Source organism: Dactylosporangium sp. NPDC049742, from assembly GCF_040674675.1.
GTDB classification, from domain to species: Bacteria; Actinomycetota; Actinomycetes; order Mycobacteriales; family Micromonosporaceae; genus Dactylosporangium; species Dactylosporangium maewongense.
Window position 1 is genome coordinate 28544 of sequence record NZ_JBFANF010000035.1, and the last position, 26670, is coordinate 55213.

Consider the following 26670-nt stretch of genomic DNA (forward strand, 5'->3'; position numbering starts at 1 on the left):
GTGACCGACCGCGCCCGCCAGGGCTACGTCCTGACCAGCGACGCCACCCGCGTCGACGTCGGCCGCGTGCACCGGTGGCTGTCGGAGGAGTCCTACTGGGCCCTCGGCCGCGAGCGCGACGTCATCGCCCGCTCGATCGCCGGCTCGCTGCCGTACAGCGTCTGGCACGACGACACCCAGGTCGCCTTCGCCAGGACCGTCACGGACGGCGCCACCTTCGCGTGGATCTGCGACGTGTTCGTCGACACCGCCCACCGCGGCCGCGGCCTCGGCCAGTGGCTCGTCGACAGCATCATCGAGGACCTGTCCGCCGCCGGCCTGCAACGCTTCCTGCTCGCCACCCGGGACGCCCACGAGGTCTACCGCCGCTCAGGCTTCGAACCCGTCGCCGGCCCCGGCCGCTTCATGGAGATCGACCGCCGCCCCACCCGCGCCGCCATCCTCGCCGCCCTCCCGGACGACCAGCCTTCCCCGTGAATCGTTTGCCGCCGATGTACGCCGCAAGCCTCCCGCCACACCCGTAACGCCACCTCCCGACTCACCGCGAAGACCGTGCCCGGACGCGCCTCACCCCAGAGGCCACGACGCGCACCATGGCACCGCGCGCGCCCCGCTGGTCGAGTGGGGCCGTTGCGGGCAGCGGGGGAGCGGTGCGGAGTGCTGCCGGTCAGTTGCCCGCTGTCTGCGGGCGGCGGTGTGAGCGTCAGGCCGAGATCCCGGCCGCCACGGCCGGGCCGGCCTGCTTCGAGGGCACTGCCGAGCGCAACCCCAAGGGTTGCTGGAATCGGTCGGCCGGTCGCAAGGTCACTGGCTGGGCCGTCGACGTCGACGGTGGGACGTCCAGCGGGTCATCGCCGTCGACGGTGTGCAGGTCGCCTCGGTCTCGACGGCGGTCGGCGGCGGCCAGTTCGCCGGCGTCGTCACCGCGCGGCCCGGCACGCGGGTCTACGCGACGGCGAAGAACAAGGCCTCAGGTGGCGACATGCCCGCCGGGTACGTCACCACGGCGTCGGCCTCGACCGCGTTCGGCGCCGCCGACGAGGTCACCTCACCGGCACGAGCGTCACGGTGAGGGCCCGACCGACCTCGACAGCGCCGACCTCGACAGCGCCGACCTCGACAGCGCCGACCCGATCAAGGTCCAGACCCGGGTGGTCGCGCCGACGTCGCGCTCGACCGTCGAGGACGCGGCATCAGGGGCGCCTGGACCGACAACGCCAGCAGCGAGTCCGGCTACCGCGTGGACCGCGGCCCGAGATCGACCGCATCGAGGTCAGGACCCGGGCAGGTGGGTGCGCGTCAAGCATCCTGTCCACCTGGTCGGCGATCTCGGCGCGTTGGCGTGACACCTCGCGGAGCGTGCCCGGCCGGGTCGAGCCCCGGACCGACGCCACGATCGCCCCCGGAGGTCGTCATGGGCCACAACGACGGCGCCGTCGTCACGGCCAGGAACGGTCGTCACGGCCAGGAACGGCTGACCGAACCGCTCCCGTCCGGTGTGCCCGCACGCAGGCTGGGCCGGCCGCTCGGATTCGTGTCGCTGACCTGCGTGGTACTACGATGGGTGGCACGCCGGATCGCTGTGTGTGAGGGCGATTTGCAGGCATCATGTACGGTCGGTTCAAGCGGAGTGCCCGCCGCCGGGGTCACTCCTCGCCGAGCAGCGTGGTGATGTAGCGGGCGATCGTGGCGACGGTCTGCGGTGGCGGCTTCACGAACTCGATGCCGACCTCGCCCGCGGTGTCGGTGTCCAGGTGCCGCACGGCGCGGCCCTGCAGGCGGAGCCGTTCGGTGCCGAGCGTCAGGGTCAGGTCGACCACGGACTCCAGCGGCGGCCGCCAGCCGGACTTCGCCGCGCAGCGCAGCCCGGAGACGCTGAGGTCCAGCAGGTCCGCCTCGGCCTGCATGGTGCCGTGGCCGAGCAGGACGGTGCCCTCGACGGCGGCGCGGTTGTGGCGGCGGCGCTCCAGGCGGTCGGTGACCTGCGCCAGGCTCTCGATGCGGGAGATCGCGGCGCGCACCGCGCCGACGAGCTGCTCGACCGACGCGCGCTGGCGGGCGGCGACCGCGGTGAGCTCGGCGGTGGCGCCGCCGACGGCGTTGACGCCCTGGCTCATGTCGGTGATCACGCCGGCCATGGCGGCCGCGTCGGCGCCGAGGGCCTCGACGGTGCTGGTGATGTCGCCCGTCGACTCCTTCGTCTTCGTCGCCAGGTTCTTCACCTCGCCCGCCACGACGCTGAAGCCGCGGCCCGCCTCGCCGGCGCGGGCGGCCTCGATGGTGGCGTTGAGGGCGAGGAGGTTCGTCTGGCCGGCGACGCCCGCGATCAGGTTCGCGATCCCGTCGACCCGGCCGAGGCTGGTGGTGACGGCTTGGATCACGGCGTCGGCGTCCGCGGCGCGGTTCACGACGGTGCGGGTGACCCGGTCCGCGGTGGTCGCCTGCTGCTCGATCGCGTCGGCGGCGGTGAGCACGTCGGCGGCGTCGCTCATCACGGTGCGCAGCTCGGCGAGCGCCGACGCGCTGGTCTCGTCGATGACCTCGCCGGCGCGGCGGCGGACGGTCTGCTCGGCCAGCTGCTGCCGCACGTTCGTCGTCAGCAGCTGCGCCTCCTTCGTCGCGCGCTCCTCCGCCAGGCTGCGCTCCTGCTCCTGCAACGAGTCGAGCATGGCGTCGACGGCCCTGCCGAGGACGGCGATGTCGTCGGTGCCGGTGGGGTTGATCCGCAGCTGGTGGTCGCCGGAGGCGATGATCTGCTCCGTCGTGCGCCGCAGCGGCCCGACCCGTCGGCGCAGCGCCGCCCGTACCCCCCACAGCATCCCGATCACGAGCAGCACGGTCGCGACCGCGACGAACGCGAACAGCTTGACCGCGGTCGCGCTCGCCGCGGCGTGGATCGGCCGGGACGCGACGACCTCCAGCACGATGCTGTCGCCGTTCACGGAGTCGATGACGGCGTCGACCGCGATGTGGTCGGCGCCGAGGACCTTGGTGGTGATGCGCAGGTCGCCGAGCTCGCTGTGCAGCGCCGGCTGCGGGTCGGCGCCGGAGCGGGCCCGCGGGGCGAGCCGCAGCGGCAGGTCGAGGGCCTCGGCGAGGCGCGCCACCCGGGCGTCGTCGAGGCGCTTGAGCATGATCATGCCGCCGGACGGGGCGCCCTCGCCGCTGCTCAGGAACGTGCCGACGCCGCAGAAGAGGTACGGCGCGTCCGCCGACACCACGCCGCACCGCGACACGCCGGGCGCGGAGGACGGGTCGAACAGCCGCTTGAGCACCGCCGGGTCGCGCAGCTGCGGCGGCGGGATCCCGTGCGTCGGCTGGTCGGTGGTCATGCCGCCGACCCGCAGCGTGCCGTCGACGCCGATGCCGAACATGCCGTCGATGTCGTTGGCCGAGCTCTGCGCCTCGGGCGGGAAGTCGGCGGCGAAGCCGGCCTTGTCGCTGTTGCCGACGTCGTGGTAGGCGTTGTCCCACACGGCGTTCGTGGCGCCGAACGCGGTGAGCAGCGCCGCCTGCGAGTTCAGCCCGATCCGGATCCGGTCGGCGTCCTGGGCGACCTGGCGAGCCTCGAGCCGTTCGAACGCTCCGGTAGTGATCAGCTGCATCACCAGGAACGCGACCGCGAGACCGGCGAGCCCGCCCGCCGCAGGAAGCAGCAGGCGGGTCGACCGGCGTACGTTGGGACCCACGATGACCAGTTCGGCACCGGGCGTCCGGACCTTATGCGATCACGGTCCTGGAGATGCTGAGCGCGGTCTCGTAGGCGGCGGCGGCGTCGTCGCCGGGCTTCAGCTGGGGCGCCAGATCCTGGGACACGTAGATCACCTCGTAGGTGTGGCCCGCCACCGGGCCGGGCCACGCGCCCGGGCGGAACGTGAAGGGCGGCTGCACCGGTCCCTTGCCGCCGTCCACCGGCACGATCGTCCAGAGGACGGCGTCGCCGGGGGCGACCCGCCCGTTGCCGCTCCGCGCGTCCAGCAGCCAGATCCGGTCCAGGGACAGGGCCGGGCAGCTGCCCCGCGCCTCCGTGACCTTGAACGTGGTGCCGGCCAGCTCCATCACCCACGACGACGCTACGGTTGAAGGAGCTTGCGCAACGCCGACACGTGGCTGCGGACCGTCGACTCGCTCATGTCGAGCAGCCGCGCGATGTCCGCCGTGGTGTCGTCGTGCAGGAAGAACAGCAGCGCCACCTGCCGGCGGCGGGTCGGCTGCGCGTCGATCACGCGCCGCACCGCCTGCACCAGCCCCGTGCTGTCCGCGACCCGGTCCAGGTCGCTGTCGGCCCGTCCGACGTCGTGCTGGTCGTCGAGCAGCTCGAACCGGGCGTCGGCCACCGCCACCCGCCGCACGTAGTTCTTCGCGGTCGTCAGCGCGTACGCGCGTCGTTGCGCGTCGGCGAGCCGCCGCAGCTGCGGCCAGCGCTCCAGCATCCTGGCGAAGCTCTCCGCGGTCGCCTCGACACCGAGCTCCCGACCGGCGAACGCGCACATGAACCGCTGCACCCCCGGCGCGTCCCGCCGGTAGAACTCGGCGAAGTCCGGGGGTGCCACCCCGAGTTCGTGCGTCGTATCGATCATCCGATCCTCCCTCCTCCAGGGAGAGCACCGGACGCCGGAATCCGTCCAACCGCTACGCCGGGCAGTTCGCCTTCAGCAGCTGCCCCGCCGAGCGGCGGAAGTCCTCGATGCCGGCCACCGGCGGGTCGACGCCCCCGGCGAGGCGGTCGGCCTCGGCGATCTGCGCCCGGGCGAGGTCGCAGTTGCGGTACGACGCCTCCGACGAGCCCCACACGTAGCGGACGCGCGCGATGTAGACCTCGCCGAGGTTGGCGTAGGCGTTGCCCTCGGTCCGCTGCCGCGCGAGCCGTGCCGTGTAGATGGTGACCAGCTCCTGCGACTCCTCGCGCAGCTGCCTGAGGTCGCCTGTCTGGTGGTGTACGGACACCGCGCTGGTCAGCAGGATGACCCGCACGTCCTCGGGCGCGGGCCGGCCCAGCGCCAGGTCGATCGCCGTCCGCGCGTCGGCGATGATCCCGGACGCGGCCAGGGCCTGCGCCGTGAGCGCCAGGTCGACCGGCGAGACGTGCTGCGGGCCGAGCTCCTTGATGAGCTCCCAGGCCTCGATCGCGTGGACGCCGAGCTGCAGCGACGCCGCCTGCCGGTCGCCGGCGTCGCCGCGCAGGGTGCTGTCCAGCTCGCCGAGCTTCGTGATGTCGTCGCGCAGCCTGGCCCGCAGGTCGTCCTCCCGGCCCTGGTCGACGCGGTTGTTGCCGGCGTTCGCCGCCCACAGGGAGACGAACACGGCCAGCACGGCGACGACGGCCGAGCCGATCGTGAGGATCTTCTCGGTGCGCGGCCACACCGATCGCGCCTCGTCCTGCGGCGCCGGCGCCGGCTCCGGGCCGGGATCGGGTGTCGGCTCCGGATCCGGCGAAGGCTCGGGATCGGGCGTCGGCTCCGGACCCGGCGGCGGATCGGTCAGCACGGGCGGCGTGGTGGTCATGCCGACCGCCCCAGCTTGTCGGCCGCCCGCTCCAGCTGCAGCCGGGCGATCTGGATCGCGACCTGGTCCATCGCCGTGCTGCGCCGCGCCTGGGCGATCACCTGCGCCGAGCCCACCACGTCCTCGATGCGGATGAAGATGATGACGCCGTCGGCGGCGAAGCGGCCGTCCTGCTCCTGCCGGATCGCGACCGACAGCACCTCCGAGTCGGTGGTGTTGCCGTTGGACCGCAGCAGCTCGATCTCCTTGAAGGACAGCTCGATCCCGCCGCCGAGGTCGACCGGCTCGTCCTCGCAGTCGGCGATGTTGTCGCGGAGCTCATCGAGGAAGTCGGCGGCCGCGTCGGAGTCCTCGTACGCGGCGAGCGACACCGACGCCTGCGTCTCCGGGCTGCCGGGGTGGTAGAACTTCCGGACCGCGGTCGCGTCGGCGGTGGTGTCCGGCTCCTCGTCGCACGGCCAGACCCCGCTGTCGCCCCCGCCGCTCATGGTCTTCCAGCCCGGCCCGATGTCGTCGGCGGCGATCAGCGCCTTCTTCAGCTGGCTCTCGGTGAGCGACGGCCGGGCCGCCTCGGTGGTCCGCTTCACCGACGGAGTCTTCGTCGAAGTCGAAGTCGGGGTCGAGGCCGGCGTCTTCGTCGAAGCAGGGCGGTCCGTCGTCGCCTGGGCGGTGGGCGCGGGGGATGCCGGGGTGGTGGCGGGGCCGGGACCCGGTGGGGCGCCGCCGCACGCCCCGAGCACCCCCACCAGCGCGACCGTCACCGCCATGACCGCCGCGCCCCGGGCCCCACCCACCATCATCGCCTCCCACCGTCAGGCTTACCTCGACGGTAAGGATGGGATCGACAGATGTACACAGGGCGAACGGTCAGTCACGCATCGTCGGTCAGCTATCGGTCGGTGCCCAGGTGGGCCATCATCGGCGCCGGGTAGCGCGAGCCGTGGGCCGAGTCCGCCGGCACGGCCGCCTCGATCGCCGCGAGATCCGCGGCGGTGAGCGCGACCGGGACCAGGGCCTCGGCGAGCCGCTCGCGGGTCCGCGCGCCGACCAGCGGCACGATGTCGGCGCCCTGCGCGGCGACCCAGCCGATCGCCAGCTGCGCGACCGTGACGCCCTTCGCGGCCGCGACGGACCGCAGCGCCTCGACCAGGGCCAGGTTGTGGCCCACGTTCTCGGGTGCGAAGCGCGGGCCGTGCGCCCGGAAGTCCCCCGCCGCGAGCGGGCGGTCGGCGCGCCAGTGGCCGGACAGCAGGCCCCGGGACAGCACCCCGTAGGCCGTCATGCCGATGCCCAGCTCGCGCAGCACCGGCAGCACCTCGTCCTCCACGCCGCGGGACAGCAGCGAGTACTCGATCTGCAGGTCCGCGATCGGGTGCACGGCGTGCGCGCGGCGGATGACGTCGGCGCCGACCTCCGAGAGGCCGATCTCCCGGACGTACCCCTCCTTGATCAGGTCCGCGATGGCGCCGATGGTCTCCTCGACGGGCACCGCGGGGTCGAGGCGGGCGGGGCGGTAGACGTCGACGTGGTCGACACCGAGGCGGACCAGGGTGTACGCGAGGAAGTTGCGGATCGCGGCCGGGCGGGTGTCCATGCCGCCCCACGCGTTGTCGGGGCCGCGCAGCGCGCCGAACTTGACGCTGAGCCGGACCTTGTCGCGGTCGCCGGGGCGCAGCGCGTCGCGGATGAGCAGCTCGTTGTGGCCCATCCCGTAGAAGTCGCCGGTGTCGATCAGGGTCACGCCGGCGTCGATCGCGGCGTGGATGGTGGCGATGCTCTCGGCGCGGTCCGCCGGGCCGTACATGCCCGACATGCCCATCGCGCCCAGTCCGATCACGGGGCCGTTCATGTTTTGCTCCATGCCTCGACACTGCCCCTGATGGAGGGCGACACACAGCGGAGCGCTTTTCGTAGGAGCGGCGGTCCCTGGCTGCGCGGCCCCGCGAGCGGCGAGGATGAAGGCATGCAGCGTGACGACCTCGCCGACTTCCTGCGCCGCCGGCGCGAAGCGATCCGCCCGGCGGACGTCGGGCTCGCGGAGGGGCCGAGAAGGCGCACCGCCGGGCTGCGCCGCGAGGAGGTCGCCCTGCTCGCCGGCATGTCCACCGACTACGTGGTGCGCCTGGAGCAGGGCCGCAGCGCGCAGCCGTCGGCGCAGATGCTGTCGGCCCTGGCCAGGGCGCTGCGGCTGACCGAGGACGAGCGGGACCACCTGTACCACTTGGCCGGCCAGCAGCCGCCGCGCTCGCCGGGCGGGGCCACGCACGCGCGGGCCGGCCTGCTGCGGATGCTCGACCTGCTCGGGGACACGCCCGCGACGGTGGTGAGCGACCTGGGGGAGACCCTGGCGCAGAACCGGATGGCGACGCTGCTGTTCGGCGACCAGACCAGCTTCCGCGGCGACCGGCGCTTCCACGCGTGGCGGTGGTTCACCGATCCGGAGTGGCGGCAGGTGTACCCGCGGGAGGACGCCGAGCACCACAGCCGGGTCACGGTGGCGGACCTGCGGGCGACCGCCGCCCGGCGGCACGGCGACTCGGACGTCGACGGGCTGGTGCACCGGCTGCTCGCGGCGAGCCCGCAGTTCGCGGCGCTGTGGGGCGAGCACGAGGTCGCGGTCCGCCGCTCCGACCGCAAGCGGATCGTCAACCGGCAGGTCGGGGTCATCCACATGGACTGCGAGACGCTGGTGACGCCGGACCTGGGGCAGAAGCTGCTCGTGCTGACGCCGCAGCCCGGCACCGACGCCGCGGAGAAGCTGGCGTTGCTGTCGGTGGTCGGGTTGACACATTTCGGCGGATGAATACCCGCTGGTACCGACTTTCTTCGCGACTTTGATTGACATCCGACAGTTAACTTTCCTATCGTTTCAGCCACCTGTCATCGCGCCGGTGGCACCTCCTTCAGTGGTTGCGGGTATCCCACCCTGCCCGTTCGCCGCCGGCCGACCATCCGAAGGAGCACCCGTTGTCCTCCTCGTCCGAACTGGAGTCCGGCGCCGCCCGCCCCGGACGCCACCGGGCCCGCCGATCGGCCTTCGCCGCCGGTGCGCTCGCCATCGCCACCGCTGCTGCGGGTGGCGTCTTCGCCCTGGTCAACCAGGGTGCCGCCGATGCCGCCACGCTGCCCAACGGGTTCAAGAGCGTCGGCTACATGCCGTCGTGGGCCGGCAGCGCCAACAGCATCCAGTACAGCAAGCTGACCCACATCAACTACGCCTTCGTGCTGCCCAACAGCAACGGCAGCCTCCAGGGCCTCGACAACCCGTCGAAGCTGCAGTCGATCGTGTCGCTCGGCCACGCCGCGGGCGTCAAGGTCTCCATCGCCGTCGGCGGCTGGAACGACGGCAACGACTCCGGTTTCGAGGGCATGGCCGGCAACGCGACCGCCCGGACCGCGTTCGTCAACAACATCGTGAACCTGGTCAACCAGTACAACCTCGACGGCGTCGACATCGACTGGGAGTACCCCGACCCGGGCACCTCCGGCAACAACTACACCGCGCTCATGTCGCAGCTGAGCACCGCCATGCACAGCCGCGGCAAGCTCCTCACCGCCGCCGTCGTGTCCGAGGGCGGCACCGCCAACGGCGTGCAGCCGGCCGTGTTCGGCTACGTCGACTGGCTCAACATCATGGCCTACGACGGCGGCAGCCCGCACGCGAACTACGACTGGTCGATCGCGGCCGTGAACTTCTGGAAGGGCCGCGGCCTGCCGGCCTCGAAGGCGGTCCTCGGCGTGCCGTTCTACTCGCGGCCCGGCTACTACACGTACAGCGACCTCGTGGCCCGCGACCCGGCGAACGCCAACCGGGACTGCACCACGATCAACGGCGTCCAGGAGTGCTACAACGGCATCCCGACGATCAAGCGCAAGACCACGTGGGCGATGGCCAACGCCGGCGGCATCATGAACTGGGAGCTGTCCCAGGACACCAACACCAGCACCTCGCTGGTCAGCGCGATCTACACCACGGCCACCGGCGGCACCCAGCCGACCGGCGGCCCGACGACGAACCCGGGCGGCCGCACCGGCCGCATCACCGGGATCGCCGGCAAGTGTGTCGACGTCGCCGCCGCCTCCTCCGCCAACGGCACCGCGGTGCAGCTGTACACCTGCAACGGCACCAACGCGCAGAACTGGACCGTCGCGACTGACGGCACGCTGCGGGCCCTCGGCAAGTGCATGGACGTCACCAGCGCCGGCACCGCCAACGGCACGAAGATCCAGCTGTGGGACTGCAACGGCACGGGCGCCCAGGTCTGGCAGTCGCAGGCGGACGGCACGCTGCGCAACCCCACGTCCGGCAGGTGCCTCGACGTGACCGGCAACGTGTCGACCGACGGCACCCGCCTGCAGATCTGGGACTGCTTCGCCGGCGCGAACCAGCGCTGGGTCCTGCCCTAGCAATTCTCGCGCAACCGGTGGCCGGGCCTTCGTGCCCGGCCACTTCGGTGTTCAGCCAAGCTGGCCGGGCGCGTTGGTGTTCAGCCGAGATGCCGGGCGCGTTGGTGTTCAGGCCGAGGTGGCTGGGCACCGTGGTGGTCAGGCCGAGGTGGCCGGGCGCCGTGGTGTTCAGCCGAGGTGGACCGGCAGGGTTGTGGTGCCGTGGATGAGGACGCCCGGGCGCCAGATGAGCTCCGAGGCGGGGACGGCCAGGCGCATCGCCGGGAACGCGGCGAGGAGGTCGCGGAAGGCGATCTGCGCCTCCAGCCGGGCCAGGGGAGCGCCGAGGCAGTAGTGGATGCCGTGGCCGAAGGCCAGGTGCTGGTTGTCGGGGCGGTCCAGGTCGACGGCGGCAGGGTCGGGGAAGCGGTCCGGGTCGCGGTCCGCGCTGAGCAGTGAGATGGCGACGACGGCGCCCGCCGGGATGGTGATGCCGCCGTACGTGACGGGCTCCATCGCCACCCGGAACGTCGCCGTCTCCACCGGTGACTCCAGGCGCAGGAACTCCTCGACGGCCCGCGGGATCAGCGCCGGGTCGGCGAGGAGGCGCCGGTGCTCCTCCGGGCGGGTCAGCAGGGTCCACATGCCGTTGCCGATCAGGTTGACCGTGGTCTCGTGCCCGGCGATCAGCAGCAGGAACACCATCGACGTGAGCTCGTCCTCGTCGAGGCGGTCGCCCTCGTCGGTGGTCGCGATGAGCGCGCTGAGCAGGTCGTCGGCCGGCTCGGCGCGCTTCGTCGCGATCAGGGTCCGCAGGTAGGCGAGGAAGCTCGCGGCGGCTTCAGGCACGCCGGCCCGCTCCACGGACCCGGCCACCAGGACGCCGGTCCAGCGCCGGAACTCCGTCTGGTCCTCCTGCGGGATGCCGAGCAGCTCGCAGATGACCTGGATCGGCAGCTGCACGGCGTAGTCGTCGATGACGTCGCCGTGCTCCCGCTCGGCCATGCCGGCGATCAGGGCGGCGCTGAGCTCCTCGACCCGGCCGCGCAGCTGCTCGACCCGCCGTGCGGTGAACGCCTTCGCGACGAGCCGCCGCAGCCGGGTGTGGTCCGGCGGGTCGTTCGCCAGCAGGTGCCTGGTCAGCGGGGCGCTGACCTCCCGGGCGAGGGCGGCGGCGTTCGCGGTCGCGCCGACCCGCTTCGACAGCCGCGGGTCGCCGAGCGCCGACCTCGCGTCGGCGTACCTGGTGACCAGCCACATCTCCATGCCGGTCGGCAGCTGCAGCCGGTGCACCGGCGCCTGCTCCCGCATCGCGGCGTACACCGGATGCGGGTCGTCCCAGAAGTCCTGCGTGAACAGCGGCGTGCTCGGCGCGGTAGTCACCCATCCACGGTAGCCAATCATCACGCGTTTCGGTGCCCCGGTCACCGTGAGTGATGAATGTGCGGTCAGGGCTTGCCGAGCCAGTCGACGAAGTGGATGGTGCCGAGGCGGGCGGCCGGGCCGGGGGTCAGGGAGGTGTCGTCGAGCTCGGCGCCGAAGTAGCGGGCGTGCGGGTCGGTCGTCACGTCCTGGACCGGCTCGGCGCCTTCCTGGGCGGCGAGGAAGCGGCGGACATGCTCGTCCATGCGCACCGGCTCCGGGCCGCCGAGCTCGACGATCCCGCCGACCGGGGCGGCCTGCGCGACGTCGGCGAGGGTGGCGGCGACGTCGTCGGCGGCGACCGGCTGGTAGAGCGCCGGCGGGAGGTGGATGGCGCCGTCGACGACCGCGGACTGGGCGATCGCCTGCGTGAACTCGAAGAACTGGGTGGCCCGCAGGATCGTGAACGGCAGGCCGGACCCGGTGATCGCGGCCTCCTGGGCGACCTTGGCCCGCAGGTATCCGCTGTCGGGCAGGCGGTCGGCGCCGACGACCGACAGGGCGACGACGTGGGAGACGCCGGCGGTGCGGGCGGCGGCGAGGAGGTTGCGGGCCGAGGTGCGGAAGAACTCGAGCACCGCCGCGTCCTCGAACGACGGCGAGTTCGACACGTCGACCACGACCTGGGCGCCGGCCAGGACCTCCGGGAGGCCCTCGCCGGTGACGGTGTTGACGCCGGTGGCCGGGGAGGCCGGGACGACCTCGTGGCCGGCGGTGCGCAGCAGGTGGGTGAGCTTGCCGCCGATCAGCCCCGTGCCGCCGATGATGACGAACTTCATGAGGGTCTCCTCCACAGATCCAACTCGGACAAATCTTGTCCGGGATGACGCCACCACCATACCCGGACATGAAGTGTCCGAGTCAAGTAGGATGGCGGGGTGAAGATGTCGGGCGGGGTCGAGTGGGCGCTGCACTGCTGCGTGGTGCTCACCGCGGCGCCCGCGCCCGTGCCGGCGGGGCGGCTCGCCGAGCTGCACGACGTCTCCGGCAGCTATCTGGCCAAGCAGCTGCAGAGCCTGTCCCGGGCCGGCCTGGTCCACTCGGTGCAGGGGCACGCCGGCGGCTACCGGCTCACGCGCCCGGCGAGCGAGATCACCGTGCTGGACGTGGTGGTCGCCGTGGACGGGCCGCAGCCTGCGTTCGTGTGCACGGAGATCCGCCAGCGGGGGCCCCTCGCGACCCCGGCGGAGATGTGCACGGCGCCGTGCGCGATCAGCCGGGCGATGGCCGCCGCCGAGCACGCCTGGCGGGAGGCGCTGCGGGCGGTCACCATCGCCGACCTCGCCGAGAGCGTCACCGGCGACTACGGCCCGGCCGTCTTCGACGGCATCCGCGCCTGGCTGCGCTGACGCCGCCACGCCCGCCGGGGGCACGCCGGCGGCCGCCGTGACCTGACATCGTTGACACAACTTGTATCGATGCTCTTAGCTGTACGGCAACATCCCGGTCGATCGAGGAGCTGCCGTGCGCCCATCCGTCCGTGCCCTGACGACGGTGCTGGCCGCCGCGGCGTTCGCCGTGGTCCCCGCGGCCGCGTCCCAGGCGGCGACGCCCGCCCGGATCATGCCGCTGGGTGCGTCGATCACGTGGGGCACCAGCTCCACCGACGGCAACGGCTACCGGGAGGCGCTGCGCCGGCACCTCGCCGACGACGCCGGGGTCGCGGTCGACATGGTCGGCTCGCAGCGCTCCGGCACCGCCGCGGACAACGACAACGAGGGCCATCCCGGGTACCGCGTCGACCAGGTCGCGGCCGGCGCCGACGCCTGGATCGCGGCGGCCCGGCCCGACGTCGTGCTGCTCAACGTCGGCACCAACGACATGCTGCAGAGCTACGACCTGCCCAACGCGCCGGCGCGCCTGAGCGCCCTCGTCGACCAGATCCTGCGGGCCGCCCCCACCGCGACCGTCGTCGTCTCGACGCTCGTGCCGAACCCGGACGCGGCGGTGGAGGCGAGGGTCCGCGCGTACAACGGCCAGATCCCGGGCATCGTCCAGGCCAAGGCCGCGGCGGGCAAGAAGGTCCGCCTGGCCGACTTCCACGCCAACCTGACCCTCGCCGACATCGGCCCCGACCGGATCCACCCGACCGACGGCGGCTACGCCAAGCTCGCCGACGTGTGGTTCTCCGCGCTCCAGCCGGTGCTCGGCGCCGGTCGGCCGTGGCCGCTATTCAAGACCGACTTCGGGGCCGCCGCGCCGCCGCTCACGTGGACCGACACGGTGCAGGCGGCGCGCAACGTCACCGGGTACTGCTGCGGCCTCACGTCGATGGAGTCGGGCCGCCGGGCGGAGGTCGCGCACGGCGGCACCTACGCGCTCATGTACTCCGGCACCGACACCAGCGCCGCCGGGTCGTACTCCTACAACCGGGTCTTCGACGTGCACCTGCCGCTGACCGCGGGCACGACGCTCACCTACTGGATCTATCCGCAGTCCGTCAACGGCACCTTCGCGGCGCTCGACCTCGCGCTCACCGACGGCCGGTCGCTGCGTGACTCGGGCGCCGTAGACCAGTTCGGGGTCAGGGCGCACCCGCAGTTCCAGGGCGAGGGCCGGCGCCTGGTGGTCAACCAGTGGAACCTGGTGCAGGTCAGCCTCGCCGGGCTGGCGGGCGGCACCGTCGACCAGATCCGCATCGGCTACGACCAGCCCGGCGGCACCGGCACGTTCCGCGGCTACGTCGACGACATCCAGATCGTCAACGCACCGCAGCCGTGACCTTCGGCAGCGCCGCCCGGGTGACGGTGACGAGACGGTCGCGGAGGTCCTGCTTCTGCGCGGCCGTCCAGCCGGCCTTGTCCTGACGGTCGACGGAGATCCGCATCTGCCACACCAGGTTGCCGTCGCGGACGCCGATGCGCAGGGTCAGCATCGTCTTCGCCTGCGCGCTGGACCCGGCCATCTCGAAGACGACGGCCTCCTCGCCGAGACCCGTCAGCTGGACGGGCTGCACGTTGAGGGCGGCGTCGCCGGCGATGCGCTGCTTGTAGTCGTACGCGGCGGTCGCCTCCTCGGGGGTGATCCGGAGCTCGGCGGCGAAGGAAGCGCGCCCGGCCCCGTTGTCGTGCAGCCGGACCGCGATGCACGACGCGTTGCCGCCGGCCGCGCCGACGTCGAGCCGGGACGCCGGTGGGGAGTCCGCCTTCTCGTACAGGCCGGCGAACGGCGCCAGGTCGATGCTGGCGCACAGTTCGTCGGGGACCTTCCTCAGGTCGTAGCGGGCGGCGGCGGCGGTCGGCGAGGCGCCGTCGGACGCGCCGGCGGAGTCGTCCGGCAGGTTGGCCAGGAGGACGGCGGCACCGGCGAGGACGACGACGCCCGCGGCGACCCCGGCGAGCAGCCGCTTCCGCGACCTCCGCCCGCGTGCCCCGGACCGCGCGCCGGCCACCGGCTCGACCGGCGCCGCGCCGGTGCTCTGCGCTGCGCCGGTGCTCTGCGCTGCGCCGGTGCTCTGCGCTGCGCCGGTGCTCTGCGCTGCGCTGGTCCTCTGCGCGGCGCCGGGGCGCGGCGCGGCGCCGGCCGGTGGGGCGCCGGGATGCGGCGGGGCGGTGGGGGAGCCGCCGGCCGTGGCCGCCGTGGCAGGGGCCGGTCGCGCGACGGTCAGCGCGCCCTCGGCCACCACCAGCTCGGGCTGCTCGGCGACCACCGGCGCGACCCCGAGCGCCTCGTGCAGCATCGTCGCCACCAGGGGAATCCGGCTGGAGCCGCCGACGAGGAACAGCCCGCCGAGCTCGGCAGGCCGCAGCCCGTCCTCGGCGAGCAGCGTCTGCACCATCGCCACGCTCGGCCGCAGCACCGGCCGCATCAGGCCGTCCAGCTGCTCCCGCCCGAGCGGCACCTCCCGCCCGAGCGCCGGCACCATGATCACGGTGCCGCTGGCGCGCGACAGCATCTCCTTCGCGGCCCGCACCTGGTCCCACAGCCGGCGCCGGGTCGCCGCGTCGGTCCAGAGAGTGCCGTACGTCGCCTGCAGGAACCCGACGACCGCCGCGTCCACGTCGAGGCCGCCGAGGTCGTTGAGGCCCGCGGACGCGAACGGCTCGAAGCCGTCCGCCCGGCGCTGCAGCAGCGTGGCGTCACAGGTGCCGGCGCCCAGGTCGTACACCATGACGACGGCACCCACGGGCACCTCCTGCGCCTCCGCGAGGAAGGTCGCGGCGGCCACGGGCTCGGGCACCAGCCGCACCCCGGCGGGGTCGAACCCGGCGAGCAGCGCCGCGTCGGTGAGCAGCGCCCGGCGGCCCGCGCCCCAGTCCGCAGGGTGGGTGAGCGTGACGTCGTGCACGGGGCCGGCGACCCTGGCCGCCTCGGCAGCGACCCGCCGCAGGACCGCGGCGACCAGGTCCCGGACGCCGACCTCCGCGTCGCCGAGCAGGACGGCGGTGTCCGTGATGCGGCGCTTCGGGTTGGGTTCGAGCCGCTCCGGGAAGCTGTGCGACAGGTGCGCCGCGTCGCGCCCGGTGTGCAGGCGCCCGTCGGGCCCGAGCAGCACGGCGGAGGACAGCAGCGGCGAGCCGTCGAAGAGCAGCTGCTGGACGCGCCCGTCGGCCCGTTGCAGCACCGCGATCGTCGTGGACGTGCCGAAGTCGATGCCCAGCCGGGACCGCGCACGCGTCATGGCGCGGCACAGTAACGCATCCACCCGTTCCGGCGACAACGGCCCGGACCGCGCCCGCCTGAGATCGCCGGAATGTTCAAGAGCATCTTCCGCCGCGAACGTGCGCCGCTGCCGTTCGTGACGGACGTGGACCGCGCCCTCGACGACCACGACCTGCGCGCGGCGCGGGAACGGGCGGTCGCGGGCGACCGGCGCGCCGCCGCCGACGTGATCGCGGCCGCCGGCACCGACCTGGAGCGGCGCGGGCACCGCATCGCGATCCTCGGTGACGCCGCCGAGGAACAGGGCCGGGACCGGCTCGACGCGTGGCTGGCGGGCCGCCGGCGCGACCCGTTCAACTTCGTGCTCCACGTCCGCGCCGTCGACTTCCACTGCGCGAAGTGGTGCGGCTCGCACACGCAGATGTTCGAATTGGCCCGCACCACCTGAACTATCGGTGGGCGCACAAGCTCAGGATGTGAGGCGCTGCGGCATACTGCTGCCGTGGATCATGTGGCGCAGCGGCAGGTGATGGTCGACGCGGTCGGCGAGCAGGTCGGGCCCGGGCGGGCCGTCCGGAGCGTGCGGGACCTCGACGCGGACGGGGTGCCCGTCCGGCTCTACCAGGACGGTGACGCGGCGGAGCCGCCGGTGATCGTCTACGCGCACGGCGGCGGCTGGGTCCTCGGCGACCTCACCACGCACGACGGGCTGTGCCGGCTCCTCGCGGCCGAGACCGGCTGGGCGGTGCTGGCCGTGGACTACCGGCGGGCGCCCGAGTCGCCGTTCCCGGCCGCGTTCGAGGACATCGACACCGTCTGCGGTTGGCTGCGGGTGTACGGGCGGCAGCACGGACTGGACCCCACGGCCGTCGCGGTCGCCGGTGACTCCGCCGGCGGGCTGCTCGCGGCGGTCACCGCCCGGCGGGAACGCGACGCCGGGCGGGGGCTGCTGGCACAGGTGCTGATCTGCCCGGCGCTGAGCCCCGTCATGGACTACCCGGACCTCGGCAACGACGGGCTGTGGCCGCAGGAGATGGCCGAGTTCTGGGACCTGTTCTGCCCGCCGGGCGTGGACCGGCACCAGCCGGACCTCGACCCGTTCCTCGCCGACCCGGCCGGCCTGCCGCCGGCGGTCGTGGTCACCGCCGAGCTGGACATCCTGCGCGACGAGGCCGAGCGGTACGCCGCCTTCCTCGCGTCCGCGGGCGTGCCGGTCATCGCCACCCGGTACCAGGGAACCTTCCACAACTTCCCGAGGAAGCTGGCGCTGACGAGGGACGCCGCGGTCGCCGTCGCCCAGATCGCCGCCGCGTTGCGGGCCCTCACGTAGCGCGGCGCGGCCGTACCATCGGCGCGTGCGGCACTGGTGGATCGTCCTGCTGGCCTTCGCGGGCCTGGTCGTGACCGCGCTCTTCTACGGCGTCTCCGCCGGGCCGCCGGAGACGCGGCACCGGCCGACCGCGTACTCGGACCTCGGCCAGGGCGGCGACTCCAACACGATCGTGATCCGCTTCGACTGGCCGCACGAGGGCTGGTGCTCCGGCCAGTTCACCATCGCCGCCGCGGAGACGTCGACCGAGGTCCGCGTCGGCGACGTCGTCAGCAGGACGCCGCGCTCCGGCGGGGCCTGCGCCGGGCTCGGCTCCGACGGCCGGACGGCGTGGGACTCGCTGACGCTGTCCAGGCCGCTCGGCGACCGCCGCGTGGTCCGCGCCGACGACGGGGCGGTCCTGCCGTACGTCCGCCGGGGCCCACCGGGCTGAAGTGGCATGAACGTGCGAGTCGCCCGCGGCGGCGCCGGACCATGCTCCTCGGTATGGCTTACGCATACCCGCCGCAGCAGGCGTACGCGATGCGCAGCACCGCACCCGCCTCGCTGCACGTCGTCGCGATCTTCCAGTACCTCGGCGGCCTCCTCATGCTGGGGATCGCCGCGCTCTTCGCCCTGGCCGCCTCGGAGATGACCAAGCAGCTCGGCGGTCGCCTCGGCACCTACGACGCGTCCGTCACGTCCGCCGTCGCGGTCGTCGTCGCCGTCTTCGCCGGGATCGGCCTGATCGCCATCATCCTCGGCCGCAAGGTCCAGCGCGGCCGCAACTGGGCCCGGATCCTGCTCACCGTGCTCAACGTCCTCAGCCTCGCCTCGGTCGCGTGGCAGGCCTACTCCACGTCGCTGCTCACCGTGTCGACGATCGTCAGCGCCGCCTTCCCGGCCCTGTTCCTGATCCTGCTCAACACCCGCGCCGCCCGCTCCTGGTGCCACCACCGCACCTACTGACCCCGCAGCGCTTCGAAGCCGGAACTTCTCCACGATCCACGCGCACAGGGCGGCGGGCGAGTCCACCAGCCCGTAGCCGACGGTCTGCGGCCGGGTCGACTGCTCCAGGGAATATCCGTCCTCGACCGCGCCGGCCCGCTCCAGGTCCGCGAGGCTCCGCCGTTCCGCGTCCGTCAGGTCCTCGAACGTCGCCGGGTCGGGCGCCGCGAGCGGCGGCACCAGATGCAGCCCCACCACCCTGCCGGGATCCTGCTGGGCGATCGCGGTGCTGACGCTGGTGCCCCAGTCGTGCCCCTGCGCGGCGAACCGCTCGTAGCCGAGGCCCGCCATCAGCTCCACCCAGGCCGCCGCGATGCGCTCCACACCCCGGCCGGTGCCGGTGGGCTTGTCGCTGAACCCGTACCCGGGCAGCGACGGGCGCACGACGTGGAACCCCGCGCCGGCCAGAGGACCCGCCACCTTCAGGAAACGCCGAACTCCGCCCGGAACGGCACGATCCTCCCCATGCCGCCCATCCTCTCCCGGCGGCAATTCGCTCGCAGTCCGGGCGCGGCGGGCGGAGCATGGAGTGCTTGAGCGGCGAGTGGTACTACGACAGCCCGTCGACGGTCGCCGGGGCGTTGCAGCGCGGGCTCGGCCGGGGCGCCGCGCTGGCGCTGGACCCCGAGGCGGTCATGGCGTGCGTCCGGCGCGATCACCGGTACTGGCGGATCTTCGACGACAGGGCCCTGTACCTGGCGCGGCTCGTCCGCGACCTGGGGATCGACGCCGGGCGGATCGCCGGCGTGCTGCGGGGCGAGGACGAGGACAACGCGGTCGGCAACGCGATGCAGGTGCTGACGCAGCTCGGCCGCGGCGGCGACCAGGTCGCGGTCGACGCGGTCCGGGAGCACGTCCGGCACGGGGCGGACTGGGTCGACGCGCTGGAGGAGATCGCCGCGGCGTGGCCCGCCGAGCTGTGGGACGACCTGCTGCCCGTGGCCGCGGACCGGCTCCGCCCCGGCGACATGATCGGCTGGGCGGCGCGGCCGTGGACCGGCTGGGCCGCCCGCGACGACCGGATCGCCGCCGCGATCGCAGCGTGCCGCCCACCCGACCGGCGGTGCCCGTGCAGCGGCGCCCCCGCCGGCGAGCTGCTGGCCAAGGTCGGCACCGGGACTGTCGAGGAGCGCCGGCACGCGCTGCGGCACCTGCGCCGGCACGGGCCGCAGCCCGCGCTGCTCGACCTGGTCGCCACCCTGCCGGTGGAGGAGCTGCACGGCCCGCTCGGCAACGCCCTGGGCGAGCTCGGCGCGGCGGCCGTGCCGGTCGCCCGGGCGTGGGCGGCCCGGCTGCCGCACCCGATCGGCTGGACCGGGTGCGTGCTGCTCGCCGAGCACGGCGACGGGTCCGACGGGCCGGCGCTGCTCGCCGGCTGGGCGTGGCTGGAGGACCGCGACGACCTGTGCGGCTTCGACCGGCTCGCCACCGGCCTGGCCCGGATCGGCGGCGACGCGGCCCGGGCCGCGGTCCCGAAGCTGCGCCGCGCCTGGTTCACCCCGCACTCCTATGAGCGCGCCGCCACCCTGAAGGCGTTCACCGCGCTGGACCCCGACGCCGCGACCCGGCAGCTCACCGAGGGCCTCTGGGACTGCGAGGCGGACGTGCGCGAGTTCGCCGCCGCGCGGGCACCGCTGAGCCCCGTCGTCGAACACCGCCTCGCCGTCCTGCGCGACGACCCCCTGGAGACCCCCGAGGTCCGCGCCGCCGCCACGACCCGCCTGGCCGCGTGATGCGGCGGTACGAGTACGTCGGGCCCGCCGAGCTGCGCGACCTGCCACCCGTGGCCGTCGCCGTGATCCGGTCCCGCGACGACCTCGCCGCGTGGCTCGCGGCCCGCCCGCGCGGGGAGCTCGCCGAGCCGTTCACGTTCGTCGTCGACCTCGGCGGCACGCTCCGCCTCGCGCCGCGGCGCAGCGAGCACATCGCCTGCGCCGGCGGAGAGCCGGTGCTCGCCGCCGGGGAGATGGGGTTCGCCGCCGACTGGCGCGTCGACCGGGTGAGCAACCAGTCCACCGGCTACTGCCCCGACCCGGCGTGCTGGCCGGCCGTCGCGGCCGCCCTCGACGCGGCCGGCACGCCCCACCCGGGCGGGTTCACCGACACGGTGGTCTTCCGCCGCTGTACCGCCTGCGGCCAGCGCAACATCGTGCACGACGGCGACTTCGCCTGCGCCGTCTGCGGCGCCCCGCTCCCGGTCGACGGGTGACGCCGCCGGGGGGGTCAGCCGACGGTGGCGGGGTGGGCGGCCCGCACGTGGGCGGCGAGGTCCGCGGCCGGCATGGGGCGGCCGAAGTGGTAGCCCTGCGCGTAGCGGTAGCCGAGCCGGCGCAGCACCCCCGCCTGGGCCTCGGTCTCGACGCCCTCGGCGACGGCGCGCAGGCGCAGGCCGTCGCTGATGCCGATGAGGGCCTCCGCGATCACCGAACGGTCGCCCCGGTCGGTGATGTTGTCGACGAAGGACTTGTCGACCTTCAGCAGGTCGACCGGGCAGGTGCGCAGCAGGCCGAGGGACGAGTGGCCGGTGCCGAAGTCGTCGAGGGCGACGTTGACGCCGAGGCGCTTGAGCTGGTGCAGCTCCTCCAGGCCGGACCCGCCGTCGAACACGGCCGTCTCGGTGACCTCGACGGTGAGGTGGCGGGGGTGCAGGCCGACGCTGTGCAGGGTCGCCTGGACCTGCGCGGCGAAGCCGGCCTCGCGCAGCTGCCGCGGTGACACGTTCACCGACACGTACTCCAGACCGTCGGGGCCGAGCTCGTCGCGCCACCTGGCGGCCTGCCGGCACGCCTCGGTGAGGATCCACTGGCCGACGGGGACGATGAGGCCGGTGCGCTCCGCGGCGGGGATGAACAGGTCGGGGCGCACCATGCCGCGCTCCGGGTGCTGCCACCGCACGAGCGCCTCCACGGCGACGGTACGGGCGTCCGACAGCCGCACGATCGGCTGGTAGTGCAGGCGCAGCTGCCCGGTGTCCAGCGCGACCCGCAGGTCGGCGGCGGTGCGGGCCTGCTCGGCGCTGTGCTGGTCCAGGCACGGCGCATACGTGACGCGCCGCCCCTTGCCCTGCGCCTTCGCCTCGTACATGGCGACGTCCGCGCGCCGCAGCAGCTCCTCCGCGGTCGCGTCGCCGGCGTGCAGGGCCAGGCCGATGCTCGCCTCGACGACGAGGGCGTGGCCGGCGGCGTCGAGCGGGCGGCGCAGCTCGGCCGCCACGGTGTCCAGGACGTGCAGCGCGTGCTGCTCGCCGGTGGTGGGGAAGACCAGCGCGTACTCGTCGCCGCCGAGCCGGGCGACCAGGCCGCCGTCCGGTCGCAGGCACTCCAGCCGCGCCGCGACCGCGGTCAGCAGCGCGTCGCCGACGGCGTGCCCCAGGTCGTCGTTGATGCCCTTGAAGTCGTCCACGTCGACCAGCGCGACCGCGACCGGGTCCTGACCCGCGTCGAGGATCTCGCCGGTGTACTGCATGAGCAGCCGGCGGTTCGCCAGCCCGGTGAGGGCGTCGTGGGTCGCCTGCCACGCGAGGGTCTGCTGGTACTCCTCCAACTCCCGCAGCCGGCTGTCGAGCGTGTCGACGAGGACGGCGTTGTCGCGCAGCGCCGCCGCCTGCCGGGCCGCGACGAGCAGGACCAGCGCGACGGTGCCCAGGGCCACCCCGAGCACGTCGTCGCCGCCGTCGGCCGCGTCGGCGAGCAGCAGCACCCCGGTGGCGAAGACCGCCAGGTAGGGCACCAGCGGCCGCCGCTCCCGCCGCACCGCCGCCGGTGGCTCGACCCCGGCCGCCCGCCGCTGCCGGTCCGCGGCCAGGCACAGGATGAAGCAGGTCAGGGGCAGCACGACCGGCGTGCCGTTGAGGTGCGGGCGGTCGGTCAGCAGCGGCGTCAGCGCGCCGCCGGTCGCGCCGCCACCGCCGGCGAGGGCGAGCAGGTAGAGGGCCTTGCGGTCGAGCGGGCCGGTGCCGGTGAACGCCACCTTGATGAACGCGAACACGCACACCGACCCGGTCGCGACGATCGCGATGACGGCCCACGTGCCGCTGGTGTTGCCGCCCGACCACGTCTCCCAGTGCCGGAAGATGAAGTGCCAGGCGAAGGTGACCACGGTGACGAGGACGGTCGCGGTGTCGAGGCCGAAGCGCAGCCACTCGCCCCGGCTGCGGTGGGCGCCCGGGATCCGCAACAGGCCCCACAGCATCACCACCAGGCCCATCAGGTACACCGCCGCGGTGAGGCCACTCACGTGCTGGGGCGCCACCAGGTGCAGGAACATGTCGACGCCGTTGCTGGCGCCGCCGAGGCCGATGAAGACCATGCCGAGCCCCACGTGCCGCCAGAAGCGGCGCGCGCCGGGCGCCATCCCCTCCGCCGCGCTCGTGGTCCAGCAGGCCCACACCGCGCACCCGACCGCCAGGGGGACCGCGAGCCAGCTCACCAGCGCCGGCGTCGTCCGGGCCAGCCCCACCAGGAACCACGCCTCCGCGATGACCAGCACGACGACCGCGCCGATCAGGAGACCGGTCGGACGCCAGACCGCCACACCTCTCACACAGGTCGGCATCGGCCGGGTGACCGGGATCATGAACCAAATCTCAGCCGGCGCTCAGCGGATCCACAGATTCGTGACGCACAGTTGGAGGAACGTCCCGCCCGGTCACTGGAGGCATCCGATGGGTCTCGTTCTCGGCATCGTGAGTCTGGTGCTGCTGGTGGTGCAGCTGTTGCTGATCGCGCGTGCCATCCTCGACTGGAGTGTGGTCCTGGCCGGTCCGTCGACCCAAGGCTCGATCCGCTCGCGGGTGTCCGCGGGCGTGTTCGCGGTCACCGAGCCGATCCTGGCGCCGGTCCGGCGCGTGCTGCCGCCGCTGCGCCTCGGCGGGGTCGGGATCGACCTCGCGTTCATCGTCGTCTTCCTGGCGATCATCGTCCTGCGGGCGGTCATCGGCATGATCTGACGCCCGCTGTCCCGGTAACGCCCGCCCGCCCGCCGCCCGGCGCGGCGGGCGTTTTCGTGTCCGTGGATGGACCGGATCGACGGCCGTAGCAAATGTCAAGTATTGACAGAACTCGGGGCAGCGACCAACCTCTCCAGCAGGAAGCCCGCCAGCTTCCTTCCCTCGGCGATCGGCGCGCCGCGGTCACAGGGACACTCACCGCGGCTGTGCCGTGGCATCCGAACGGAGCGTTTGTGAGAAGACTGCGGTTCAGCGCACTGCTGGTGGCGGTCACCGCGGCCGTCGCCGGCCTGCCCGCGGTGCCGGCCCAGGCGGCCGTGCCGGCGGACCTGACCACGCTGGTCAACCCGATGATCGGCACCCAGAAGGAGGGCAACACCTTCCCGGGTGCGGCGCTGCCGTTCGGCATGGTGCAGGTCAGCCCGGACACCGGCCACGGCACGGGGTACAACTACGACCACGGCAAGGTGTGGGGCTTCTCCAACACCCACCTGTCCGGCGTCGGCTGCCCCGTGATGGGTGAGGTGCCGCTCATGCCGACGATCGGCGCGGTCAACTCCGCCGACCCCAACACCTACGGCCAGACGCTCAACCACGCCCAGGAGCAGGCGACCGCCGGCTACTACCGGCTCGCCACCCCCAACGGCGTCACCACCGAGCTGACGGCGACGCTGCGCAGCGGCTGGCAGCGGTACACCTTCCCGTCGAGCACCCAGGCCAACGTGCTGTTCAACACCGCGCAGGCGCGGGGCAGCGGCACCGGCGCGCAGTCGTCGTCGATCTCGATCGTCGGCAGCGACACCGTCGAGGGGTCCGTGACGACCGCCGGGTTCTGCGCCTCGGCGCCCGCGCACACCGTGTACTTCTCGGCCAAGTTCAGCCGGCCGTTCGCCTCCTTCGGCACCTGGTCCGGCACCACGTTCACCGGCGGCAGCCGGGCCTCGTCCGGCAGCGGCGCGAAGGGCGGCTGGGTCCGCTTCGACACCTCGTCCGACCGGGTCGTGACGGCGAAGGTCGGCCTCTCGTACACCGGGATCGCCGGAGCCCAGGCCAACCTCAGCGCCGAGACCAGCGCCGCCGGCTTCAGCTTCGACACCATCCGCAACGCCGCGCGCGACACGTGGAACGCGAAGCTGCACAAGGCCGAGGTCGACGGCGGCACGACCGACCGGCAGGTGGCGTTCTACACGTCGCTGTACCACTCGCTGCTGCACCCCAACCTGTCCGGCGACGTCAACGGCTCCTACCGCGGCTTCGACAACGTGGTGCGGACCGCGTCCGGGTACACGCCCTACCAGACGTTCTCGCTGTGGGACACGTACCGCGCGCAGAACCAGCTCGTCGCGCTGCTCGAGCCGCAGGTCGCCCGGGACTACGGGCTGTCGCTGCTCGCCGTGGACCGCGAGCTCGGCTGGCTGCCGAAGTGGTCCCTCGCCAACACCGAGACCAACACGATGACCGGCGACCCGGTCACCCCGTTCCTCGTCGACCTGTGGGCGCGCGGCCTGCTCGGCGGCTACGAGTCCCAGGTGTACGCGGCGCTGCGCAAGAACGCGCTCGGCGTACCCACCAACATCAACGGCCGCAACGGCAACCCCTACTACGCGTCGCTGGGCTACATCCCGACCGGCGTCACGTGCGGCCCGGTGCTGCCGATGGACCACGACTGCAAGTTCCCGAGCTCGGCCACCCTGGAGTACGCGGCCGCCGACTCCTCCCTCGCCATCATGGCGCGCGGCCTCGGCAACACCGCCGACGCCACCATGTTCGAGGCGCGCGGGCAGAACTACCGCAACCTGTTCGACCCGTCGATCGGCTTCTTCCGGCCGCGCAACGCCAACGGCGTGTGGGGCTCCCCGTACTCGCCGACCGACGGCTCGCACACCTTCCACGAGGCGGGCGCCTACCAGTACCAGTGGCTCGTCCCGCAGGACCCCGACGGCCTGGTCTCGCTGCTGGGCGGCAAGACCGCGGCGAACAACCGGCTCGACAGCTTCTTCGCCTACAACAACCTGCTGACCGACCCGTCGGGGACCGCGCACAACACCTGGGTCAACGGCGCCTACGACTACTACAGCTTCACCACGTACAACCCGAACAACGAGCCCGACCTGCTCGCGCCGTACACGTACCTGTGGACCGGGCAGCCGTACAAGACCTCCACGGTGCTGCGGGCCGCCTACACCCTCTTCACCAACGGCCCCAACGGCGTCACCGGCAACGACGACCTCGGCACGATGTCGGCGTGGTACGTGTTCTCGTCGCTGGGCCTGTACCCGCTGATGAACGGCGCCAACTTCTACGGGGTGAGCACGCCGCAGTTCCCGTCGGCGAAGGTGACGATCGGCTCGTACGGCAGCCAGCAGGGCGGCACGCTCAACATCACCGCCCCGTCGGTCAGCGACAGCAACCGCTACATCGGCACCGCCTCGCTGAACGGCACCGGCTTCAGCCGCACCTGGCTCTCGCAGGCGGACATCGCGCACGGCGGCGACATCGCCTACACGGTGACGGGCACGCCGGGCTCGTGGGGCACCGGCGCCGGCGACACCCCGCCGTCGTCGAACCACACCGCCCTCCCCGCCCCCGCGGTGAACCTGGCGGCCGGCAAGCCCGCCACCGGCTCCACCGCGTGCGCCGCCGAGGAGTCCCCGTCGAAGGCCGTCAACAGCAGCGTGACCGGCGGCAACACCGACAAGTTCTGCTCCACGGTCGCCGGCGCCTACCTGCAGGTCGACCTCGGGTCCGCCGCGTCGCTGAACAAGATCGTGGTCAAGCACGCCGGCGCCGGGGCGGAGACAGCCAACCTGAACACGAAGGCGTTCAACCTGCAGCTGTCCACCGACGGCAGCACCTGGTCGACCCCCGTCACCGTCACCAACAACGCCGACCCGGTCACCATCCACCAGTTCGCGTCGACGTCCGCCCGGTACGTCCGGCTCAACGTCACCACCCCGACGCAGACCACCGACGGGGCGACGCGCATCTACGAGCTGGAGGCGTACGGCTCGGCGACCGTCCCGGTGAACCTGGCCCTGAACCGGCCGGCCACGGGCTCCACCGCGTGCGCCGCCACCGAAGGCCCCGAGAAGGCCGTCAACGGCAGCGTCTCCGGCGGCAACACCGACAAGTTCTGCTCCGGCGTCGCGGGCGCCTGGCTGCAGGTCGACCTCGGCTCGGTCCGCGCCCTGACCCGCTTCGAGGTCGCCCACGCCCAGGCCGGCGGCGAGCCCGCCGACTACAACACGAAGGCCTTCACCATCCAGGTCTCCAACGACGGCAGCACCTGGACCACCCCGGTGACGGTCACCAACAACACCGCCGCGAACACCACCCACCCGGTGGCGCTCTCGGCCCGCTACGTCCGCCTCAACATCACCACCCCCACCCAGACCACGGACACCGCAACCCGTATCTACGAGCTGCGCGCGTTCGGCTGAGCCCCCAGGGGCGGGGGAACCGCCCCGGCGTGGTCCTGTTCTCCAGACCT

The 26670-nt window shown here is 73.2% G+C and carries 24 protein-coding genes and 1 pseudogene; 14 read left to right on the forward strand and 11 right to left on the reverse strand.

The annotated features are described in order from the left end of the window. Positions 1 to 477, forward strand: a complete 477-nt coding sequence (locus AB0J72_RS34640) for a GNAT family N-acetyltransferase (RefSeq protein ID WP_363406118.1) — start codon at positions 1 to 3, stop codon at positions 475 to 477. 388 nt (positions 478 to 865) lie between these two features. Next, positions 866 to 1072: a hypothetical protein gene (locus AB0J72_RS34645; protein WP_363406121.1), complete on the forward strand. Its 207-nt coding sequence runs from the start codon at positions 866 to 868 to the stop codon at positions 1070 to 1072. A 574-nt stretch (positions 1073 to 1646) separates the two neighbouring features. Here AB0J72_RS34645 and AB0J72_RS34650 read toward each other — a convergent pair. The 6 genes from AB0J72_RS34650 to AB0J72_RS34675 form a co-directional block, all read right to left on the reverse strand. Continuing rightward, positions 1647 to 3689: a methyl-accepting chemotaxis protein gene (locus tag AB0J72_RS34650; protein ID WP_363406124.1), complete on the reverse strand. Its 2043-nt coding sequence runs from the start codon at positions 3687 to 3689 to the stop codon at positions 1647 to 1649. A 31-nt stretch (positions 3690 to 3720) separates the two neighbouring features. Beyond that, complete coding sequence (locus tag AB0J72_RS34655) at positions 3721 to 4062, reverse strand: hypothetical protein (protein WP_363406127.1); 342 nt, start codon at positions 4060 to 4062, stop codon at positions 3721 to 3723. An 11-nt stretch (positions 4063 to 4073) separates the two neighbouring features. Then, entirely contained in the window at positions 4074 to 4580 is a 507-nt protein-coding gene (locus tag AB0J72_RS34660) for a sigma-70 family RNA polymerase sigma factor (protein ID WP_363406130.1), read from the reverse strand. 52 nt (positions 4581 to 4632) lie between these two features. Continuing rightward, complete coding sequence (locus tag AB0J72_RS34665) at positions 4633 to 5505, reverse strand: hypothetical protein (protein ID WP_363406133.1); 873 nt, start codon at positions 5503 to 5505, stop codon at positions 4633 to 4635. Then, on the reverse strand, positions 5502 to 6305 hold the full coding sequence (locus tag AB0J72_RS34670) for a hypothetical protein (protein WP_363406136.1): 804 nt from the start codon (positions 6303 to 6305) through the stop codon (positions 5502 to 5504). Before AB0J72_RS34670 ends, AB0J72_RS34665 begins: the two co-directional genes overlap by 4 nt. An 89-nt stretch (positions 6306 to 6394) precedes the next feature. Further along, positions 6395 to 7354 carry an aldo/keto reductase gene (locus AB0J72_RS34675; RefSeq protein ID WP_363406139.1) on the reverse strand — a complete coding sequence of 320 codons (960 nt, stop codon included), beginning with the start codon at positions 7352 to 7354 and terminating at the stop codon, positions 6395 to 6397. 114 nt (positions 7355 to 7468) lie between these two features. On the opposite strand from AB0J72_RS34675, the gene AB0J72_RS34680 reads away from it, so the two are divergent. Both AB0J72_RS34680 and AB0J72_RS34685 read left to right on the forward strand, forming a co-directional pair. Further along, positions 7469 to 8308, forward strand: a complete 840-nt coding sequence (locus AB0J72_RS34680) for a helix-turn-helix transcriptional regulator (RefSeq protein WP_363406142.1) — start codon at positions 7469 to 7471, stop codon at positions 8306 to 8308. A gap of 254 nt (positions 8309 to 8562) precedes the next feature. Further along, entirely contained in the window at positions 8563 to 9912 is a 1350-nt protein-coding gene (locus tag AB0J72_RS34685) for a glycosyl hydrolase family 18 protein (RefSeq protein ID WP_363406356.1), read from the forward strand. Between the two features lie 168 nt (positions 9913 to 10080). On the opposite strand, the gene AB0J72_RS34690 is transcribed toward AB0J72_RS34685, so the two are convergent. Next, positions 10081 to 11274, reverse strand: a complete 1194-nt coding sequence (locus tag AB0J72_RS34690; RefSeq protein WP_363406145.1) for a cytochrome P450 — start codon at positions 11272 to 11274, stop codon at positions 10081 to 10083. A 65-nt stretch (positions 11275 to 11339) separates the two neighbouring features. Then, on the reverse strand, positions 11340 to 12092 hold the full coding sequence (locus tag AB0J72_RS34695) for an NAD(P)H-binding protein (protein WP_363406148.1): 753 nt from the start codon (positions 12090 to 12092) through the stop codon (positions 11340 to 11342). A gap of 105 nt (positions 12093 to 12197) precedes the next feature. Between AB0J72_RS34695 and AB0J72_RS34700 the strand changes: the two genes are divergently transcribed. Next, positions 12198 to 12662 carry an Rrf2 family transcriptional regulator gene (locus AB0J72_RS34700; RefSeq protein WP_363406359.1) on the forward strand — a complete coding sequence of 155 codons (465 nt, stop codon included), beginning with the start codon at positions 12198 to 12200 and terminating at the stop codon, positions 12660 to 12662. A 115-nt stretch (positions 12663 to 12777) separates the two neighbouring features. Continuing rightward, positions 12778 to 14034 carry an SGNH/GDSL hydrolase family protein gene (locus AB0J72_RS34705; protein WP_363406151.1) on the forward strand — a complete coding sequence of 419 codons (1257 nt, stop codon included), beginning with the start codon at positions 12778 to 12780 and terminating at the stop codon, positions 14032 to 14034. Here the strand turns inward: AB0J72_RS34705 and AB0J72_RS34710 are convergent. Further along, positions 14015 to 15934 carry an Hsp70 family protein gene (locus AB0J72_RS34710; RefSeq protein WP_363406154.1) on the reverse strand — a complete coding sequence of 640 codons (1920 nt, stop codon included), beginning with the start codon at positions 15932 to 15934 and terminating at the stop codon, positions 14015 to 14017. The genes AB0J72_RS34705 and AB0J72_RS34710 overlap by 20 nt on opposite strands. A 72-nt stretch (positions 15935 to 16006) precedes the next feature. Between AB0J72_RS34710 and AB0J72_RS34715 the strand changes: the two genes are divergently transcribed. From AB0J72_RS34715 to AB0J72_RS34730, 4 genes are read left to right on the forward strand one after another with little or no spacing between them, the layout of a single operon-like run. Continuing rightward, entirely contained in the window at positions 16007 to 16363 is a 357-nt protein-coding gene (locus tag AB0J72_RS34715) for a hypothetical protein (RefSeq protein ID WP_363406157.1), read from the forward strand. 54 nt (positions 16364 to 16417) lie between these two features. After that, complete coding sequence (locus tag AB0J72_RS34720) at positions 16418 to 17245, forward strand: alpha/beta hydrolase (protein WP_363406160.1); 828 nt, start codon at positions 16418 to 16420, stop codon at positions 17243 to 17245. A 25-nt stretch (positions 17246 to 17270) separates the two neighbouring features. After that, positions 17271 to 17678, forward strand: coding sequence for a hypothetical protein (locus tag AB0J72_RS34725; protein ID WP_363406371.1), 408 nt, complete (start codon positions 17271 to 17273; stop codon positions 17676 to 17678). Positions 17679 to 17731: 53 nt separating this feature from the next. Continuing rightward, positions 17732 to 18193 (forward strand): hypothetical protein, encoded by a 462-nt coding sequence (locus AB0J72_RS34730; protein ID WP_363406374.1) that lies wholly within the window; start codon positions 17732 to 17734, stop codon positions 18191 to 18193. Positions 18194 to 18355: 162 nt separating this feature from the next. Here AB0J72_RS34730 and AB0J72_RS34735 read toward each other — a convergent pair. After that, positions 18356 to 18724 (reverse strand): annotated as a pseudogene (locus AB0J72_RS34735) (alpha/beta fold hydrolase); the annotation flags it as partial. Positions 18725 to 18765: 41 nt separating this feature from the next. Between AB0J72_RS34735 and AB0J72_RS34740 the strand changes: the two are divergent. Continuing rightward, positions 18766 to 19965, forward strand: coding sequence for a hypothetical protein (locus AB0J72_RS34740; RefSeq protein WP_363406163.1), 1200 nt, complete (start codon positions 18766 to 18768; stop codon positions 19963 to 19965). Further along, positions 19965 to 20441, forward strand: coding sequence for a hypothetical protein (locus tag AB0J72_RS34745; RefSeq protein WP_363406362.1), 477 nt, complete (start codon positions 19965 to 19967; stop codon positions 20439 to 20441). Before AB0J72_RS34740 ends, AB0J72_RS34745 begins: the two co-directional genes overlap by 1 nt. A gap of 14 nt (positions 20442 to 20455) precedes the next feature. Here the strand turns inward: AB0J72_RS34745 and AB0J72_RS34750 are convergent, their stop codons facing one another. Continuing rightward, positions 20456 to 22765 carry a bifunctional diguanylate cyclase/phosphodiesterase gene (locus tag AB0J72_RS34750; protein WP_363406166.1) on the reverse strand — a complete coding sequence of 770 codons (2310 nt, stop codon included), beginning with the start codon at positions 22763 to 22765 and terminating at the stop codon, positions 20456 to 20458. Between the two features lie 130 nt (positions 22766 to 22895). Here AB0J72_RS34750 and AB0J72_RS34755 point away from each other — a divergent pair, with 130 nt between their 5' ends. Both AB0J72_RS34755 and AB0J72_RS34760 read left to right on the forward strand, forming a co-directional pair. Beyond that, positions 22896 to 23180 carry a YggT family protein gene (locus AB0J72_RS34755; RefSeq protein WP_363406169.1) on the forward strand — a complete coding sequence of 95 codons (285 nt, stop codon included), beginning with the start codon at positions 22896 to 22898 and terminating at the stop codon, positions 23178 to 23180. Positions 23181 to 23413: 233 nt separating this feature from the next. Then, positions 23414 to 26620, forward strand: a complete 3207-nt coding sequence (locus AB0J72_RS34760; protein WP_363406172.1) for a GH92 family glycosyl hydrolase — start codon at positions 23414 to 23416, stop codon at positions 26618 to 26620. The last annotated feature ends 50 nt before the right edge of the window (positions 26621 to 26670 follow it).

Bases quoted from the DNA above. Each gene is read 5' to 3' on its own strand.
- AB0J72_RS34710 (WP_363406154.1), bottom strand. From the start codon at position 15,934: ATGACGCGTGCGCGGTCCCGGCTGGGCATCGACTTCGGCACGTCCACG.
- AB0J72_RS34700 (WP_363406359.1), top strand. From the start codon at position 12,198: ATGTCGGGCGGGGTCGAGTGGGCGCTGCACTGCTGCGTGGTGCTCACC.
- AB0J72_RS34755 (WP_363406169.1), top strand. From the start codon at position 22,896: ATGGGTCTCGTTCTCGGCATCGTGAGTCTGGTGCTGCTGGTGGTGCAG.
- AB0J72_RS34730 (WP_363406374.1), top strand. From the start codon at position 17,732: ATGGCTTACGCATACCCGCCGCAGCAGGCGTACGCGATGCGCAGCACC.
- AB0J72_RS34695 (WP_363406148.1), bottom strand. From the start codon at position 12,092: ATGAAGTTCGTCATCATCGGCGGCACGGGGCTGATCGGCGGCAAGCTC.
- AB0J72_RS34715 (WP_363406157.1), top strand. From the start codon at position 16,007: ATGTTCAAGAGCATCTTCCGCCGCGAACGTGCGCCGCTGCCGTTCGTG.
- AB0J72_RS34675 (WP_363406139.1), bottom strand. From the start codon at position 7,354: ATGAACGGCCCCGTGATCGGACTGGGCGCGATGGGCATGTCGGGCATG.
- AB0J72_RS34660 (WP_363406130.1), bottom strand. From the start codon at position 4,580: ATGATCGATACGACGCACGAACTCGGGGTGGCACCCCCGGACTTCGCC.
- AB0J72_RS34670 (WP_363406136.1), bottom strand. From the start codon at position 6,305: ATGATGGTGGGTGGGGCCCGGGGCGCGGCGGTCATGGCGGTGACGGTC.
- AB0J72_RS34680 (WP_363406142.1), top strand. From the start codon at position 7,469: ATGCAGCGTGACGACCTCGCCGACTTCCTGCGCCGCCGGCGCGAAGCG.
- AB0J72_RS34745 (WP_363406362.1), top strand. From the start codon at position 19,965: ATGCGGCGGTACGAGTACGTCGGGCCCGCCGAGCTGCGCGACCTGCCA.
- AB0J72_RS34665 (WP_363406133.1), bottom strand. From the start codon at position 5,505: ATGACCACCACGCCGCCCGTGCTGACCGATCCGCCGCCGGGTCCGGAG.